Genomic DNA, 17,151 nt, shown 5'->3' on the forward strand with positions numbered 1-17,151 from the left:
GCCGATTCCGGAGCGGAAGGCCGGACGGAGTTCTTCATTGAGTTCGTTTGGTAGCGATTGTTCCTGGCACCCAGTCAGGGCCTTCGCAAAGCTATGAGTATGGTGTTAAATCTCCCTTTTTTCTGTGCGATTTTACATCATAGTGATATTGGGGTCACCGTAGGTCGGTTACGCACTTCCGCGCATTTCAGGGATAGAGCTGCCTCAATCATGGAATAGTGTCCACATTAATGGGGACACCATTAAAAGTTGAGCCTGGCTGACTCAGGAGAGAGCTTGGCGCGGCACAGGTGTATGTGTGCCCTAAGGTCACTTTCAGGGGACCCATTGTGGGGGCCATGGGGTGACTTTTGTCAGTTGGGGCTTGAACTGTGGCTTCGTTTCGACCTGTAATTACGACGGCAACGTCGCTGGTATTGTCTGTCATTCTTGTTCTCGGGTTGGTGTCTCCTGCACAGGCGGATGATAGTACTCCCGCGCCAGACCCGACAGCTTCCGCGCAGGTGGCACCGGTGGAGCAATCGCAAACGCCTGTGCTACCGACCCCGTCCGCGCTTGTGCCTGACACATCGGTACCGGCCGCTGCCCCGCCTGTCGATACGCCCTCTCCCGCGTCGACTACTGACCCAGCGACTACTCCTGGCGATGCGGCGGTTAAGTCTTTTGATCCGACCGGTAAGCCGGTGTTGGCGGCCACAGAGTTCACCGATACCTACGCCGGCCCCGCGGGTATGAAAATCCAGGCAGTGTCACCGACACCGATCAACGTGCAGGACCCAAGCCAGAACAATGCGTGGGTACCGATTCAAACGGACCTGTCTACGACCGGTGCGTTTTCGTGGCTTGGCCAGGGCGGTGCGAAAGTCGCGGTGCACCCGCTGCATCCAGAGTTCTCGCAGTACGCCGACGACGCCAACGTTGTAACGATGACGAAAGACGGTGCCACTCTCGGGTTCGGATTGCAGGGCGCTGCGCACTCGGTTCTTGAACGTGACTTGTCTCCGTGGTCGAACACGAAGAACCATCTTGAGTACAAAAACGTCTTCACGAACACCGACCTCGTCTACGACGTCACAGACGCGGGCGTGAACGAGGTTCTCCGACTGAACAGCAAACCAGACACCGCACCGATGTGGACGTGGCAGGTCAACGCGCCGGGCCTCACCGCCGTGAAGGACGCTGACGGCGGTATCACGTTCAAGGATGCTCTCGGTGAGACGGCATTCACTGTTCCCGCGCCCACGATGTGGGACAGCTCCGGCACGGACAAGAAAGCAGATGCCTCGGCGACCGTGCGGTTGAATCTGTTGAAACAGGGCGACAATTACCTGATCAACGTCGCCCCGAACTCGGCCTGGGTGAACGACCCTGCTCGCGTGTACCCGGTCTCGGTTGACCCATCAACCGGGTCCGCTGACAATGACAGAACGCTTGCATTTCGCACGACAGATGGCGTGAACACGAACCTCACGAACACCAACAATCACCTCTGGGTCGGCAACTCGAACGGTAACGGTGTGTGGCGCTCGGTCGTGCATTACAACTACGAACAGTTCTTCGGCAAGCAGATCGTCGGCGGCTATATCGCCGTCACTGCCGTCTCAAACGGTTACAGTCAGGACCCGCACGGCGGCGCGGTAGATGCTGCGACGTGTGACGGTCCGAACTGTGGTGGCGCGGCACTCAGTTCTCTCACCGTAGACAACAACACCGGCGGCAACACGGACCCGACGACTACCGGCATCGGATATCAAATCGCCGACTGGGTGCGCAGTGGCACCACAGGATACGGGTTCTTCTTCGGCGGCGATGAAACCCCCGGCCAGTACACCCTGAAAGTCTTCGACACCCGCCTCTACGTCGGGTACAAAGACTACCCAGGCGTCGGTACGTCACCGGTCCCAGCAGACGGCGCCACCAGTCAGTCCCTGACACCGGTCATGGCGGTGAACGGGGAAACGAACCCCACCGATTCTCCAATGGGGCGCCTCATCAGGCTTAGCACGAACCCGAACCCAGACGTGAATACCCTCTGGGACACCGGATGGCTCCAAGACGGCGCGTTCACCGTCCCCAAGAATCTGCTGCAGCCCAATACGACTTACTACTGGCGGTCGTGGGTTCGGGACGGTTACTACAACTACGAACCGTCCTACCCGGTCTGGCCAAACACCCCGATCTACAGTTTCACCACCGACAACCCGGTGATCCCAGACAAAAACGCTGCCCTTCCCGCCGACAAAGCAATCGTTGTCACCCCGACACCACAATTCAGCGTCGCAGCAGCACCGCCGGCTGGAACGACGTTCAATTTTCAGGTCGCGACCGGTACCGACGCCATCAACGGCGCGGTCGTCAGCTCTGGCTGGCAATCCGGAACCACCTGGACGCCACCGGACAGCTCGCTGCAAGACGGCGGAACGTACACCTGGACGGTACGCACCCACGATGGCTCCGGAGATTTTGACCCGTTCTGGACAAAAACCTTCACCGTGAACAAACGTCTCGGTTCCGGTGGGCCGTCGCCCTCTGACGCGGCAGGGCCGGTGAGCGTGAACCTCGCCAGCGGCAACGTGAACATGGCCTTCTCCTCGCCCACCGTGTCTACCGTGGGAGGCGCGATGGGGATGTCGTTCTCTTACAACTCCCAGGCGACCTCGAACGCGGGTTTGAACGCGACCTATTTCAACGCGAGCACGTCCGGTACCTGGAACGACATCAGCACCGCCAAACAAGTCCTCACCAGGGTCGACCCGGTGATTGACTTCAACTGGGACACGGGATCCCCGTCCGCCGGGGTGAACTCTGACCAGTTCCTGGCCCAGTGGACCGGTTTCATCCGCTCACCCGACGCAACATCAACCAGCTACGACATCGGTTACGTGCGTGACGACGGAATGCGCGTCTATATCAACGGTTCGACCGTCGTCGATCAGTGGACAGACGCCGCCATCGCAGGCTGGGGTTCTCAAACGTCCCTGTCGACAACACCCGTCCCCATCAAGGTGCAGTACTACGAAAACGGTGGCGGGGCACAAGTACACCTACTCATCCGGAAACACGGCGACACCGGGCCCGGCACAGCCGTGCCCGCATCGTGGTTCACCAGATCCGTTGCGACCCTCCCCATCGGCTGGTCAAGCTCCACCCCGATCGCGGGACCGAACGGACTCTACTCCAACGCCAAAGTCAACGAAGGCTCCATCGTCCTCACCGACAACTCCGGGGCCACCCACTCGTACATAAAGAAAACCACGGGCGGATACACCCCACCCGCAGGAGAAGATGGCGTTCTCGCACTCGATGCTTCTGGGCAGGTCAGCCTCACCGACGAAGTCGGCACGACGTATCTGTTCAATAGCGCCGGAGCAGTAATTCAAGTCTCAAGCCCGCAGGAAGCCCTAAAACCCGCGGCCCCCGTAGTGACCTTCCGGTCCGATACAGGCGCTGTGGACAAAATCAGCGACCGGCTCTCAAGCAACGGCGCAACCCCTGCCGTGTATAGCCGGAGTGTGCAGTTCATCTACACCACCGACACCCCAGCATCCGTTGGCATGGCCGCAGGCGATCAAGTCAGCGGTCGCGTCTGTAAAACAGATCCAGCCGCGTTCAGCGCGGCGGTGGCGCAGATCACCGGGCCCTTGCTGTGCCGCATCATCTACCCGGGCCACGTCGTTGGTGCAGCTGACATGACAGACGTTGAATACGACACCAACGGCTATCTCGTTCGCATCACCAACCCAGGCAACGCTCAATCCTCGTTCTCCTACACATCCGCCGGCCAAGTGGCCACGATCCGAAACATCATCCAAAACGACTGGCTCCTCGCCAACGCGTCTCGCACCGCCGGGACGGCGAACCGGACTGACCTCACCTACGACACCTCAGGCCGCGCAACAACCGTCGCCCTACCAGCGCCGGACGGAGCGACGACGACATCAAAACCGACCAAGAAATATACTTACGGCGACACGCTTACCCCAGCAGTAGCGTCAACAACGTACGTCGACATTGTCGACAGTGCAGGCGTTCCGCTCCCCAACACCCGCGTCGGTACGGGACACGCGCAAACAGTCACTTACGACAGCGCCTATCGCACCCTAACCTCAACCTCCCCGACTGGGCTGACCAGCACCAGCACCTGGAACACCGCTCAAGACCTTCCACTGACCACAACCAGCCCACAAGGACTTGAAACCACCACCCTGTACGACGGGCGGAACAGGGCAACTGACAGCTACGGACCGGCACCGACACCGTGCTATACGGCTGGCCTCACTCCGACCTCGTCGTGTGCGACAACAACAACTCACACCCATACCGGGTACGACGAAGGCTTACAGGGCCTGAACGTCGCTTACTACGACAACCCAAACTGGACCGGTGTACCCAAGGCGTACAGTCTCGGGATCCCCGGCACAGTGAACCCCGGGGACGTGAATAAGGACTGGAACACGACCTCGCCGGCTGCGGGCGTGCCAGCGGCGTCGTGGTCGGCGCGTCTCACCGGCACGATAACGTTTCCTTACACCGGTGATTACCAGTTCCAGACCGTCGCCGATGATGGCACCCAACTGTGGATCGACAACGTCATCAAGATCAGCGACAACATCAACAGCGTTGCGCACTGGTCGCCGGTCGGAACTCTCACCGGCATCACCGCAGGGACCACCCTCCCGATCCGGCTCGACTACGCCAACCAAGCCGGCCCAGGCGCGAGCCTTGCACTGTTCTGGACGCCACCAGACGGTTCCGGTAGCAAAGTAATCCCCGCCGCCGATCTGAAACCCGACTACGGCCTCGCCACGTCAACGACCACCGACGACGCAGTACCCGCCGGTATCACTGGCGCTGCGGCGCCTGCGATGACGACGTCAACGAACTACGGAGCAAACCCGTGGCTGGGCATGACCGCTTCGACAAGTATTGACCCGGCCGGACTGAATCTGACCACGCAGACCACTTATGAGACTGCCAGCGCCGGATATCTCAGACGAACGGGCAAAAAACTCCCCTCCGCGGTCGCATCCGGCGCAGCCAACGCCAGCTCGACATACACGTACTACCCCGACACTGGTGGCTACGGTGCCGCATTCAGCCCGGCGCTCACGGCATCGGTCTGTGGCGTGCCGGTGACGACCGTGCAATACGGAATGCTCCAGCAAACGACAACCCCGACCCCGTACACGGGTGCGGCTGTCACATCGTCGGTCATCTACGACGCGCTCGGCCGGGTCGCGGCCACGAAGCCCTCTACTGACACGAACTGGACCTGCATCACGTACGACGCCCGCAGCCGAGTCCTAACATCCACATACCCGCTTTACGGCAGCCAGCCAGCCCGTACGGTCACGAACAGCTACACCGGTGCCGCGAACGACCCACTGACCAGCTCGGTCACAGACAGCAGTCTCGGTGCGACCACGACGGCCGGCAAGATCACGGCGACCGTGGACCTCCTCGGACGCACTCTGACCTACACCGACGTGTGGAACACTCTCACAACGACGGCGTACAACGTGCTCGGACAGGCGACGTCTTCGACGACCACAACCAACGGCGCCGCAGCCTCGCCCGTACGGGCAGTCGCATACAACGTCGAGGGCCAAGTGACGCAAGTTACCGATGGCGGCAATGTCATCGCGGTACCCACATACGGAACCACCGGAACATCACTTGGACTGTTGAGCTCGGTGCAATACCCGTCAGGTATTGGCAACGCGGGTAACGGTTCCGCCCTGTCGGCGATCACCCGAAATAGCGTCGGCGCGACAACTGGCCTGTCCTGGACGTTCCCCAGCCAGAACACGATGACAGACACCGTCACCAGGTCACAGTCCGGCCGGATCGTGCAGGACAGCACCAAAGACGGATCCGCCCCAGCAGCGAACTCGACCTACGCATACGACACCGCAGGCCGGCTCGTAACAGCAACAATCCCCGGGAACACCCTCACCTACAGTTTCGCCGCCACCGGCGGATGCGGGACCAACGCCACCGCAGGCCTGGACGGGAACCGGACAGCCATGACCGACACGGTCGGTGCGGTAACGACATCGACGGCGTACTGCTACGACAACACCGACCGGCTCACCTCCACCACCGTCACCAACCCGGTCACCGGCGCCGATACGACCAACGCTTCCCTTTCGGCCGCGAAGATCGTCTACGACTCGCACGGCAACACGACAACACTCGCGGACCAGACCCTCACCTACGACGCCGTGGATCGGCACATGAAAACCACCCTGGCCGACACCACCACCATCACCTACGCCCGAGATGCCACCAATCGGATCATCTCACGCACCACCTTTGTCCCTGGCACCGGCGCAGGAACTGGCACCTCCACTGTTTACTACCTCTACGCAGGCGGCGGCGACGCACCTGCGCAGATCAAGGACGGTGTCACCAGCAGCATCCAGCGGATGCTCTCCCTCCCCGGCGGAGTATCGCTCGTGATTCCTGCTACCGGGAACCAGACCTGGTCGTATCCGAACATCCACGGCGACACCATCATCACTGCGACCCAAACCGCGACCCGGTCAGCCCAGTATCGATACGACCCCTACGGCCAACCCATCAGCACCACCGGCGTCATCGGCACCACCACCAGCGACAACACCGTCCCCAACAACCTCCCTGGAACCGCGGACTACGGCTGGCTCGGCAGCAACGCGAAACTCTACGAACACCAAGGCACCATCGCCACCACAGAAATGGGCGCCCGCCAATACATCGCAGCACTCGGCCGATTCCTCAGCACCGACGCCGTCGAAGGCGGAAACGCCAACCCCTACAACTACCCCGCCGACCCCATCAACAAAACCGACCTCAGCGGCAACCGACAGGACTGTGGGGGTTGCTCCTACGCGGCACTAATGGCCGGCCTCGCGGTCGGTAATGATCCCTTGGCAACATCGCTGAGAAATGGTCCAGCTGCAGCAGAGCGAATGCGAGAGTCAAAGCAGGGGCCTTACAACCTCCCGAACCCCAAATTCGTTTCCGGAGGGTTCAATATTATTTATGGCGGATACAAAGTGTTGACCGGATTGGAGGGCATCGCGGCTGGAATAGGAGCCGCGGACACGGTAGTAGGCGCTCCCGTAGGAGTCGTCAGCATCCTATTTGGCGGATATAACGTTGTTACTGGCGGCTTCCGAATGTATCGTGGCTCCAATCAGCTAAGTGAAGCGTTTGCCGAGCCAATGGTGCTCGAGCCGGAACGTCTGAAGTATGGCTTGGAAATTTTTGGGGGCATTGCACCGCAATTGGACAAAATCGAGAATTTCTTGGGAGGGCTTTATTGAATCCGGCCGGTTTGAGCGCGCTTGGCACGTTATTGTTTCTCATGATTCGAGGACTCTTCCTGTGGATTCTGGTCCCAGGGGGAATCGTCGTCTGGTTATGCACATCCCCGTACATGCTCTGGCGGGGAGTTGGCCTCGGAAGGTTCCTGGGATGGCTTGATGTGAACTTCATTGCAGGTCTACTTCGGTGGGTTCTACGACCTTTCGTGGCAAATATCCCGCCGTCATGGGTGCCCTTCAGCAAGATCAAGACCGTTACCCATCGGATCGGCCTCACGCAGAATACAAATGATCTGAATCCCTAGCGACTAGCGCGATCGCTACCAGCTCTTCCCCGCGCACGCGGGGGTGTTCCCATGGAGGGCGGCTACACGCAAGGCGTGGCCGATCTCTTCCCCGCGCACGCGGGGGGCATTCCCGCCAGGGTTGGTGATAGCTGACAGGATGAGGTCTGGCCTGCCGCGCACGCGGGGGTGTTCCCTGGTGCGAATGGCGGATATCTCGCCGTGTCATTTATGCCGTTTCGTGGGTTGGCTCCTTCGTGGTTTGTTTTGGGTTTTTGGTCTCGGGGTGAATGTGGGGATGATTTTCCAGCGGTCGCCGTCTTGACCGAAGTGAACGGCGGCAGTGAAGCGGGTGCGTTTTTGGCTGATGAAGTCGGTCGCGGTTACTTCTCCGCCGGTGCTGAGAACTTTTTTCTCGGCCTGGGTGAATACGTGTCCGCACCAGCTGTCTGGTGGTGTTGGGTTCCCGGCGGTGTCTGTGTTCCCGAAAACAGGATCGAAACCGATCATTTTCCGGCCGTCGAATGTTTTCTCTGCGAGCGTGCCGCGGACGGTGAAGGTGGGGTCCGCGGCGCGGGCTTGTACTTTTTTCTCCGATACCGCGGTGATCGTGATCTCTTGACCGGCGAGGAGCGCGGCGCATTCCTGGTCTGTGAAACGGTGTCCGCTCCATACTCTGGAAAACCTGACGGGCCGGTTCCCGGCCGGCACCCAATGACCCTCGGCGTGTTCTTTGGGTTCTGCCGTGGTGAGGCCGAGGGCGTCGCGCATGAGGGCGGCGTTGGTTTTCATTTGGGCGATGTCCTCGATGACCCAGGACGCGACCACAGCGATGACTTCTTCAACGGTTCGTGTGCCGTCCGCGACGGCCTGCATTTCTTGGTAGATGTGCTCTGTCGCTCCTAGATCCCCGATCCGTGTTCCGGGCAGTAGACGGTAGGACATCTCACCGAAATTTGTTAGTGTCACTTTCCCGCGCTGGTCTTTCATCAGCGGGTACTTGTTCGCGTCGCTTGGTTCTTTCGTGACCTCGGCGTATGTCGAGGTGCGGGTCGCACCGGTTCCGACGTCACGTTTCTCGAGCTGTTTCATCAGCCACGTCATGCTCGGGTGTTCCGGTTTCTTGTTCTTGCCCTCGAACACGAACGGTGACGCGTGGGTGCCCAGCCCGGACGTGTTAGCGGCGCCATCTCCGGCGGCGTTATCGTCGGTGTCGGTGTCGGTGTCGTCTGGGTTTTCGATGAATACCTGTTTCCACCCAATCGTTTTCGGTACCGCGGCGCGGCCAACGAACGCTGGTGCTGCGTGCACGTGACCGTGCTGGGATTCGTACACATAGTCTTCGGCGAACAGGGGTGCTGGTAACGGTGCTGTCACCAGCCCCAATGGGGGCGTCTGGTCGTGGTCTGAGTGTCGGCTGCGGTCTCGCCTGCGGATGGACTGTTTTCGCGGCACGCGCTTGGCGCGGCTTGATTGCGCGACCGATAACCCAGGGTTGCGAAAGTTTTACGAACGCCAAGGCTTCAAACACGTTCGGGATGTCACGGTCACGGCGCCGAACAGCGAACGTCAGCTGGCTTCCAGCCTCTATGAAACCGAACTGGTCTTGTAGTCAATCCCTCAGCGGGCATCGCTTCCTAGCGACCGCGTCCATGCAACCTCGCGTTCGAGTTGCCCACTTTCGACGAAGAGGCGTACCTGATGCGTTTCCGGCAGAGCAGCCGCCAACTCGTACTTGTCCGCACCTGCGAATCCAAGCTGCTGCCAGAAGGGACCGGACCGGCGCGAAAAAAGCCACGCTCGCGTCGCTCCCATCCCGGACGCCTGGCCCATCGCATACCTTGCCAGCCGCGAGCCTGCTCCGGCTGCGCGGTGGTGGGGCGCGACCGCGACGCTGCGTATTAACGCGTGTTTACGGTCGTTGCTTAGCTCGAATCCCGTGCTGCCGATGATCTCGTTGTCGGCATCTCGCTCGAGCCAGAGGTTCAATGCGGGCTCATCCAGGCCAGCCAGCGTCAGGTCAGCCTCGCGAAGGAATCCGCTCACGCCGTCGACATCGTCCAAGGAGAGGGCTGCGAAACTCACCATTCAATTATCTGTTGTGCTCACGGGAGCAGCGAGCGTTAGGCGGTCTCTTAGCGTGTAGGTCTCGGCGCGGCGTCGAGATTAGGGGATGTCTGTCAGTGTCTTCTCGACGCTAGCTAGGCGGTGGTCGAGTGCGTCGAGTTTCGCCAGGACAGCCCGGCTGGCCTCGGTGTTCGCGTCCAGTGCTTTGCGCAACTCCGGGCTCGCAACTTCGGATGTGCGCTGCCGGTACTTCCAATAGGCGGACAGGGTCAACCACGTCAGCCCACCAATGATCGCAACGACAGGAATTATCCAGCCGGCCGCGCCCACGTTTGACCAGTCGCTTGCATTCAGCATTGTGTTCATTGTTCGTTCTCCTCGGGGAGGGCCGCCGCGATCGACGCTGGTGTGATGGTGATACTGAAGTCGCTGAGTTCGAAGAGCTTGAGCGCTTTACCGTCTTCGGACAGCGCAAGATGTCCGTGAATAAATCCGGCTTCTTGGAGCTTGGTGAGGTGCATGTAGAGCAGGGCGCGCGACATTCCCACACGACGAGCCAGTTCGCTCACATGTGTTTCACCGGTCATCAACTCAGCAATGATTCGCATACGTTGCGGGCTGGCGATAGCGGCTAGACGTTGGCTCAACGCGGCCATTCATCACCTCCACCTGTCAGAGAAAACCTACACGTGCAGTAACCCTAGGTCAATACCGAGTACTGGTTGCCGCAGGAACATGCGTTGAGCAGGTCCGTCTTCATCGCATGACTGATCGCCCGGTGATCGACCGGCAACTCAACTGCCTCCGGCGCGGCTTAGCTGGGTTCGATCTCCCAAGTTTTGAGCGACCCCCGCGAGACTTCAATGAGATGCTGGGATCATGGATGAGTTGACACCCCAATTGATCGACCTCGGTATTCAGCTGGCGGCGAGTGCTACCCGAAATACGGCGTCGGCCATCACGGACAAGATTGGCGCGATGCGAGCGTCCAAATCCGCGGGTGAGCAAATCGACGCATTGGAACAGATCGTTTCCGCTCTCATTGCGGATAAGAACGAGCTGACTCGCATCGCTCAGTCGTATCAACAAGAGCTGGTGGCCCAGCAACTTACTCCTGGAGACGTGCGATACATCGCCGACACCGTAGTTCCGTTGTTGGAAGAGGTAGCGGACGGCATGGGGGAAGAGGGCGGCGGCGAGAAGATCAAGATGCAGATTCAGACATTGAAACCGTTGTTATCCGTGGAGACCGTGAATGTTCTGCAGCTTGTGGGCTTCAATTTCCGGCAGGGTATTGGGGCTCCGCTGACGAAACGCGTTAAGGACGCGATAGAAGGTCAAAGCCAGGCAGGTAAAGAGCTTCAACTTGAGGGACTTCGCAATCAGCGTGCCGCGATGGAGCTCGCCGCGGATCCGGCCGCATACGCACGCTTCCGCGAGATGTTCCCTGGGTAGGCGATGAGCATATGCTTTCGGCGGATCGAAACACTGCTAGCCGGTGCGGGAAGCCTGAGCATCACATGCTCGGACCGGTGCGGCGGATGATTCGCGGGGTGGGCACAGTGCCTGCGGGGGCGTCGAGCCAGATCGCGATGAGGTCCCGTGCGGTAGAGGGTACGTCGGAGTATCGTTCGGCTTGGCTGATCGTTCCGAGTGCAGGAATTTCGAGGATCCACCACCGCTGATCACGGAAAACGAAGACGTCAAAACGCCTCATCAGCGGACTTCGAGAAGTTTTCGATGGGTACCGGATTCCGTATTGTCGAGGACACCCACCCCTCGCCATCGCGTGTTCCGAAATCTGGCCGTCAGCTCGTGTCATTTCTCGACCTTTAGGACTCCGAGACTACGTCTCGAAGGAATCAGGCTACCAGCGTGATCGCCGGCAGTGTTTCTGCTCTCAGCTTCACTCTCACTTGGCCTGGCTCTTCTTGTTGGATAGCAATTTGGCTCCGTCCGGTCGAAGCTCGCCGGTAGGTGAAACGTGCCGGTATAGGGTCTGCCGGGTGATGCCGAGTTCTTTGCAGAGTTGTCCTACGTGGGTTTCCTTCTGGCCCATCACTGACATCGCGAGCCGAACTTTCGCGGCGGTCATTTTGTATGGCCGACCGCCGCTTCTGCCGCGGGAACGAGCGGCGTTGAGGCCAGCAACTGTTCGTTCAGAGATCAGCGCTCGTTCGAATTCGGCAAGGGCTGCGAATATCCCAAACACGAGCTTCCCTGATGCCGTTGTCGTGTCGATCGCCGCACCTTCGCCGGTCAGGACTTTCAGACCGACCCCGCGGTCGGTGAGATCGTGCACCGTGTTCACGAGGTGGCGGAGGTCTCGGCCCAGCCGGTCCAGCTTCCACACCAGGAGCGTGTCGCCTGCTCGGAGGCCCTTCAGGCACGCAACCAGTTGTGGACGGTCATCTTTTCGCCCGGACGCGTGATCTTCATACAGTTGCTCGGAATCGACCCCGGCTATCAGGAGAGCGTCGCGCTGCAGATCGGTGCTCTGGGAACCGTCTGCTTTGGAGACCCGCATATATCCGACCAGCACCCCGGCACCTCCTTGTCATTTATACGACCGAATACGTGACAACCTGCGATTGCCGGTGCACATCATCGCGGGTTGTCACTTATCCACTCACTTATTCTACGTTCTGTGAACGGATTGACTCGCGAATGTGTGACACGTCGAAGGATCCGCCTTATGGGCTGCTGGTAGGCTCGGTGGTTCGGATGCTGAGGCGTGTGGTCATGTCGAGCTTCACTTCGCCGTATGGGAGCACATGCTGCCAAAAAAGTGGGGTGAGACCGCGGCGATCTTCGGTGGTGAGCAGGCTGGCCCAGGCGTCTTCGGCGAGTACGTCTTGGAGCATGAGCGTGTTGACGTAGACGAGAGCGGCTTGCAAAATCCGCAGGCACAACGCGCTCATTTCCTGTTCGTCTTGGCGGTTGGATGCGATCTCACCGCCCTTGCCGTAGTAGATGACCGCGTTCGCACCGTTGAATGCTTCGACGATGTTGAGTCCTTCGGTGATCTCGCGTTGGAGTTCGCGGCTGCGCAAGAATCGGGCGACGAAGATGGTGCGTTGTGCCCGCCCGACTTCCAGCATCGCCTGGTAGGTGGGATGGGAGGCTGAGCGGGTGAAGCGGCGCAAGATTGCTTCGGTTGAGGCGGTGCCCTGTCTGATTGCGGTCGCGTACTTGATCATCTGGTCGTAGTTTTGCTCGATGAGATCCCAGCGGATCGGACGTGTGAGGGCGGGGGTGAGTTGCGGGAACGCGTCGGGCTGACCGGTGGCCGGCCGGTATAGGCGGACCTTGTTGATCTGCTTGATCCGTGGCAGCAGGTCGAAGCCGAGCAGTCGGGTGATGGCGAAACCAATCTCGGACTGGCCGTGGGTGTCGACGTAGTTGCCTTCAACCTTCATCGTCGTGCCGTGCCGGATCGCACCCTCGATCATTGCGTGAACTTCCGAGGCGGAAGCCCGTAGCGTTTGGGAGTGCACGACCATTGACCCTCGTTCGACGTGCCAGTAGATGAGTATCCCGCGCCCGCCGTACCGGGAGTGCCACTCGGTGAAAATATTCTGATCGTAGGAACGGAAGTGTGTGGAGTCTGATGCGACCGCAGTGGAGCCCTCACCCCATAGGCTCGTGCGGCGCGCCGCGAATGTGGCGTTGGCGATAGCAATCGCGACGGCCTGCGCGGTGTCGCGGGTGAGGTAGCGGCGCCGGACGTAACGGATTTCATCCTCGGTGTGGCCATGCCCGCCGCCAGCGGCGACCGCGCGGATACCTGTGTTGGTGCCGTAGGCGTAGATGGCCAGCATCAACCGTTCCGCCAACACCTCGACGTCGAGGGTGCCGATTCCGGCGGTGGCGTCGTTCAGGCAGCCGGTGCGCAGCACCGTTTCCTTGAGCATGTCGACCAGCGCAATCGTGCCCCACCGTCGTTGCACCTCGTCCTTGACGCGTCGCAGATTGCGGGGCTCGGGGGCCGCTTCGTACTTCGTCAACGTGATCGCACCCGAGGGCCGATCGGTGATGCTCAGCCAGTCAAGCGACGGGACCGCAGAATCTAGCGCGGTAAGGGCGTCCGTCATCTCCCGTCGCAGATCATCGATGAAAACAGTGGGATCCAGTGGCTTGCGCAGCTCTCGATAGTTCTCACTGCGCCGCTGCTCGAAGTCTTGGGGTAGGTCTTCATCCGGGTCACGCCAGGAGTCCGCGCCCACCACCCAGATCTCCTTGCACCGCAACTGCTCCCGCAACGCCTGAAATGTGACCACTTCATAGACCATCCGGGCCACCCGACCCCGCCCTCGGGTGTCGGTGCGGTAGACCAGGTCCGACCAGTCTCCGGCGGTACCGCGATGGACGGGGACCGTTTCCCCGAGCGGGTAGTAGGTCAGGTTGGCGGTCTTGGCATACCGCCTGATCAGCGTCAGGGCATCGATCACCGGGCGGTGCGCGGTGTTACTGCTTCGGAACTCCAACACCTCCAGCAGTGCGATCAGGCCGCGCCGGTAATGCCCAGTGTATGAAGCCCGCAACGTGGTCTGGACCGTGCGCCGATACACCGGACCGTTCGTCTTGAACTCGTGGACCAGCTCCCGCAGCGTCTGCTCGCCGCCAGCCACGGCAGGGAAGACCACTTCCCGCACCGCCCCGTCGGGCTTCGCCAACGCTGCATCAGCGATCAAGAAGAGAATGTTCTCCTTGCCGGTGACTCGTTTGAACGCATTAATCAACTCGTTGGTGACCCGCCGCTCTGCGCGGGCACCGATACGGTGCACCGTGGCGATCAGCAACTCCACCAGCGTGTCGGTGATCTCCCGTTCACGTTGATGGACCAACGCCGCGAGCACGGTCAGGATCAACGGCTGAGCATGCCGGCGCAGATGCGAAGGCGCCTCAACAGCGGCCCGAGCCCGCCACCCATCCAGAACCTTCGGCGCCACGTCGGCGAACAAATCAACAGGCAGCCCCACGGCACGGACCGCGTGAAGCTTACCTATCTCGGTCATCATCGACTCCAAGCTCACGTTGCCCGGCGCAGACTTGATCGACCCCAGAACGGTACCTGACTCGCCAACTCCGTCCTCGACGGTACCCTCCTCGGGCGTCAGCAAATTCAACAGGCGACCCACCGTGGGCGGATCCAGACGCTGCGAGATCTGTAGCGACCAGGCCTGTTCAGCCGCGCGCAAGGCTGAACGCACGATGCGCAGCACTCGACCGGGAGTGGGAGGCTCGATGTGTTGCGCTCTGAAATGGGCCAGGAGCTCCTCCCTGACGCGCTCGGGTCGCCGCTCGGCGTGGGCCACGTTCACAGCGAGCCAGGCAGTCCCCACCTCCTGATCCGCAACAGTGGCAACTCGGAAGCCAAGGTGAGCGCGGATCTGGGCACGGTGGTACTCAATCGTGCTGCCAGACCACGCGTAGGACCCGACCACGGAACCGTCCACACCAACCTGGCGGGCCACGAAATCGATCACGACATCATGCATATCTGAACGGCCACGCGGGAACCGACCATGCCGGCTGTAGTGCTTGAGCAACAACGCGAAACCCAGGGCCGTGGCACCACGTTTGCCGATCAACAGCTCACGATCGACCTCGAGCAGAGTCCAGAACTCGACCAACTCATCAACATCAACAACGGCTGAGTCCATACTCGGACACTATCCCGAGTCGCAACCGACCGGGACCTCGAGCGAGAACCCCCATTGGGGCTGGTGACAGCACCGTTACCAACACCCCGGGTATGACGAGAACCTGCAGGCCTTGAACAGCACCTACTACGACAATCCGTCGTGGACCGGTGTTCCGAAGGCGTACTCGTTGGGTATCCCCGGCACGGCGACCGCGGGCGACGTGAACATGGACTGGAACACCAGCTCGCCGATGCCCGGGATCCCGGCCGCGTCGTGGTCTGCGCGTATGACGGGCACGATCACGTTTCCCACCGCCGGCACGTACACGCTGCAAACGTTGGCTGATGATGGCACCGTACTCTGGGTCGACAACACCCTGCTCTTCAACGACAACATCAGCTCCGGTATTCACTGGTCACCCCTTGGAATGGTCACGATCAAGGACCCCGGCACGGTACTCCCGGTACGGCTCGACTACGCAAACCAGGCCGGCCCGGGCGCGTACCTCGCCCTGACCTGGATTTTGCCCGGCACCACCAACTACCAAGTTATCCCGCACCAGGCGCTGAGCCCCGACTACGGGCTCGCTACCTCCAGCAAAACCGACGACGCAGTGCCCGCCGGAACAACCGGAGTCAGCACAACCGCCGTGACATCGCTCACGACCTCGACGACGTACGGTTCGAGCCCGTGGCTCGGGATGGCCGCCACCAACACCATCGACCCCGGGGCCGGCACGCTGAACCTGACCACCACGACCACGTACGAGACAACTGCTGCGGGGTATCAGCGCCGAGCGGGGAAGACCCTGCCTGCTGCGACCGCGACGGGTGCGGCTTTTGCCGCATCGACGTACAGCTACTACTCGAACACCTCCGGCTACGAAACCTCATACAAACCCGCCCTCACAACACCCGTCTGCGGAGTACCGCTCGGCACACCGCAGTACGGGATGCTGCAAACAACGAGCACGCCTTCCCCGACGACCGCGGGCGGCGGAAACACGGCCGCTTCCGTCGTGTACGACAGCTACAGTCGGATCGCTGGGACCCAGGCCTCGGCCGACAGCGGTTGGCAGTGCATCACGTACGACAGTCGCAACCGGGCCATCAAAACGGTGTATCCCGCGTACGGTGGTCAGCCTGCGCGAACGGTGACCGTCTCGTTCACCGACACCGGTGCGGCGACCGGCAACCCGCTCAAAGGTTCCGTCGTCGACGACTCCATCGCCTCCACCACAACCGGAGGCAAAATCAGCGGCACCTCAGACCTTTTGGGCAGAGCCGTGAACTATACCGACGTGTGGAACACCGTGACGACGCCGACCTACAACGCAATCGGCCAGGTCATCTCGACTTCGACCCTGGCGAACGGATCGACAAGCCCATCGGTGCAGGCGGCGACCTATGACCCTGACGGAAAAGTCGCCCAGATCACCGCTAACGGCGCCGTCATCGCGGTTCCCGCTTATGGCGACAAAACCGCAGGAATCAACGCCGGCCAGCTCATCGGCGTCAGCTACCCGGCAGGGGCGGGTGCGGCCGGAAACGGATCGGCGCTGGCGCTCACGCGCAACAGCGTCGGCGCGAGCAGCAGCATGGCATGGAGCTTCATCGCCGGGCAGCCCGGCCTCACCGACACAGTGGCGCGATCGGAGTCGGGCCGGATCCTGACCGACACCACCAAAGATGGCACCACGGCCGCGCAAACCTCGGCCTACGGGTACGACGCCGCGGGCCGGCTGACCACCGCGCAGACGGCCGGGCACAGTCTCGTTTACGGGTTCGCGGCATCCGGTGGCTGCGGGGTGAATGCGGCCGCGGGAATGGACGGCAACCGCAC

10 protein-coding genes are annotated in these 17,151 nt (G+C 61.0%); 3 read left to right on the forward strand and 7 right to left on the reverse strand.

What is annotated here, in order from left to right; all coding sequences use genetic code 11:
• The first annotated feature begins 371 nt into the window (after window positions 1–371).
• Window positions 372–7,310 carry a PA14 domain-containing protein gene (locus D4765_RS15870; protein WP_136643301.1) on the forward strand — a complete coding sequence of 2,313 codons (6,939 nt, stop codon included), beginning with the start codon at window positions 372–374 and terminating at the stop codon, window positions 7,308–7,310.
• Between the two features lie 509 nt (window positions 7,311–7,819).
• On the opposite strand, the gene D4765_RS15875 is transcribed toward D4765_RS15870, so the two are convergent.
• From D4765_RS15875 to D4765_RS15895, 4 genes are all read right to left on the reverse strand, one after another.
• The gene (locus tag D4765_RS15875; RefSeq protein WP_161580472.1) at window positions 7,820–8,971 is read right to left on the reverse strand and encodes a hypothetical protein; all 1,152 of its coding nucleotides are present in this window, start codon (window positions 8,969–8,971) and stop codon (window positions 7,820–7,822) included.
• A 243-nt stretch (window positions 8,972–9,214) separates the two neighbouring features.
• The gene (locus tag D4765_RS15885) at window positions 9,215–9,682 is read right to left on the reverse strand and encodes a GNAT family N-acetyltransferase (RefSeq protein WP_136643303.1); all 468 of its coding nucleotides are present in this window, start codon (window positions 9,680–9,682) and stop codon (window positions 9,215–9,217) included.
• A 78-nt stretch (window positions 9,683–9,760) separates the two neighbouring features.
• Window positions 9,761–10,027 carry a hypothetical protein gene (locus D4765_RS15890; protein ID WP_136643304.1) on the reverse strand — a complete coding sequence of 89 codons (267 nt, stop codon included), beginning with the start codon at window positions 10,025–10,027 and terminating at the stop codon, window positions 9,761–9,763.
• Window positions 10,024–10,317 (reverse strand): ArsR/SmtB family transcription factor, encoded by a 294-nt coding sequence (locus tag D4765_RS15895; RefSeq protein WP_136643305.1) that lies wholly within the window; start codon window positions 10,315–10,317, stop codon window positions 10,024–10,026. The genes D4765_RS15890 and D4765_RS15895 overlap by 4 nt, the downstream gene beginning before the upstream one ends.
• Before the next feature lie 223 nt (window positions 10,318–10,540).
• On the opposite strand from D4765_RS15895, the gene D4765_RS15900 reads away from it, so the two are divergent.
• A complete protein-coding gene (locus D4765_RS15900; RefSeq protein WP_136643306.1) occupies window positions 10,541–11,116 on the forward strand; it encodes a hypothetical protein in 576 nt (191 codons plus the stop codon).
• A 61-nt stretch (window positions 11,117–11,177) separates the two neighbouring features.
• Here the strand turns inward: D4765_RS15900 and D4765_RS15905 are convergent, their stop codons facing one another.
• From D4765_RS15905 to D4765_RS15915, 3 genes are all read right to left on the reverse strand, one after another.
• Entirely contained in the window at window positions 11,178–11,378 is a 201-nt protein-coding gene (locus D4765_RS15905) for a hypothetical protein (RefSeq protein WP_136643307.1), read from the reverse strand.
• A 195-nt stretch (window positions 11,379–11,573) separates the two neighbouring features.
• Window positions 11,574–12,203: a recombinase family protein gene (locus D4765_RS15910; RefSeq protein WP_136643308.1), complete on the reverse strand. Its 630-nt coding sequence runs from the start codon at window positions 12,201–12,203 to the stop codon at window positions 11,574–11,576.
• A 151-nt stretch (window positions 12,204–12,354) separates the two neighbouring features.
• Window positions 12,355–15,327: a Tn3 family transposase gene (locus D4765_RS15915; protein ID WP_136643309.1), complete on the reverse strand. Its 2,973-nt coding sequence runs from the start codon at window positions 15,325–15,327 to the stop codon at window positions 12,355–12,357.
• A gap of 112 nt (window positions 15,328–15,439) precedes the next feature.
• Here D4765_RS15915 and D4765_RS15920 point away from each other — a divergent pair.
• A partial coding sequence (locus D4765_RS15920; RefSeq protein ID WP_201799339.1) for a PA14 domain-containing protein occupies window positions 15,440–17,151 on the forward strand: 1,712 nt, incomplete at its 3' end.

It is taken from the genome of Subtercola vilae (assembly GCF_004923255.1).
Classification (GTDB): domain Bacteria; phylum Actinomycetota; class Actinomycetes; order Actinomycetales; family Microbacteriaceae; genus Subtercola; species Subtercola vilae.

What these genes read in the sequence shown, in the direction of transcription:
- D4765_RS15900 (WP_136643306.1), top strand. Translation starts at nt 10,541, where the DNA reads ATGGATGAGTTGACACCCCAATTGATCGACCTCGGTATTCAGCTGGCG.
- D4765_RS15905 (WP_136643307.1), bottom strand. Translation starts at nt 11,378, where the DNA reads ATGAGGCGTTTTGACGTCTTCGTTTTCCGTGATCAGCGGTGGTGGATC.
- D4765_RS15895 (WP_136643305.1), bottom strand. Translation starts at nt 10,317, where the DNA reads ATGGCCGCGTTGAGCCAACGTCTAGCCGCTATCGCCAGCCCGCAACGT.
- D4765_RS15890 (WP_136643304.1), bottom strand. Translation starts at nt 10,027, where the DNA reads ATGAACACAATGCTGAATGCAAGCGACTGGTCAAACGTGGGCGCGGCC.
- D4765_RS15915 (WP_136643309.1), bottom strand. Translation starts at nt 15,327, where the DNA reads ATGGACTCAGCCGTTGTTGATGTTGATGAGTTGGTCGAGTTCTGGACT.
- D4765_RS15885 (WP_136643303.1), bottom strand. Translation starts at nt 9,682, where the DNA reads ATGGTGAGTTTCGCAGCCCTCTCCTTGGACGATGTCGACGGCGTGAGC.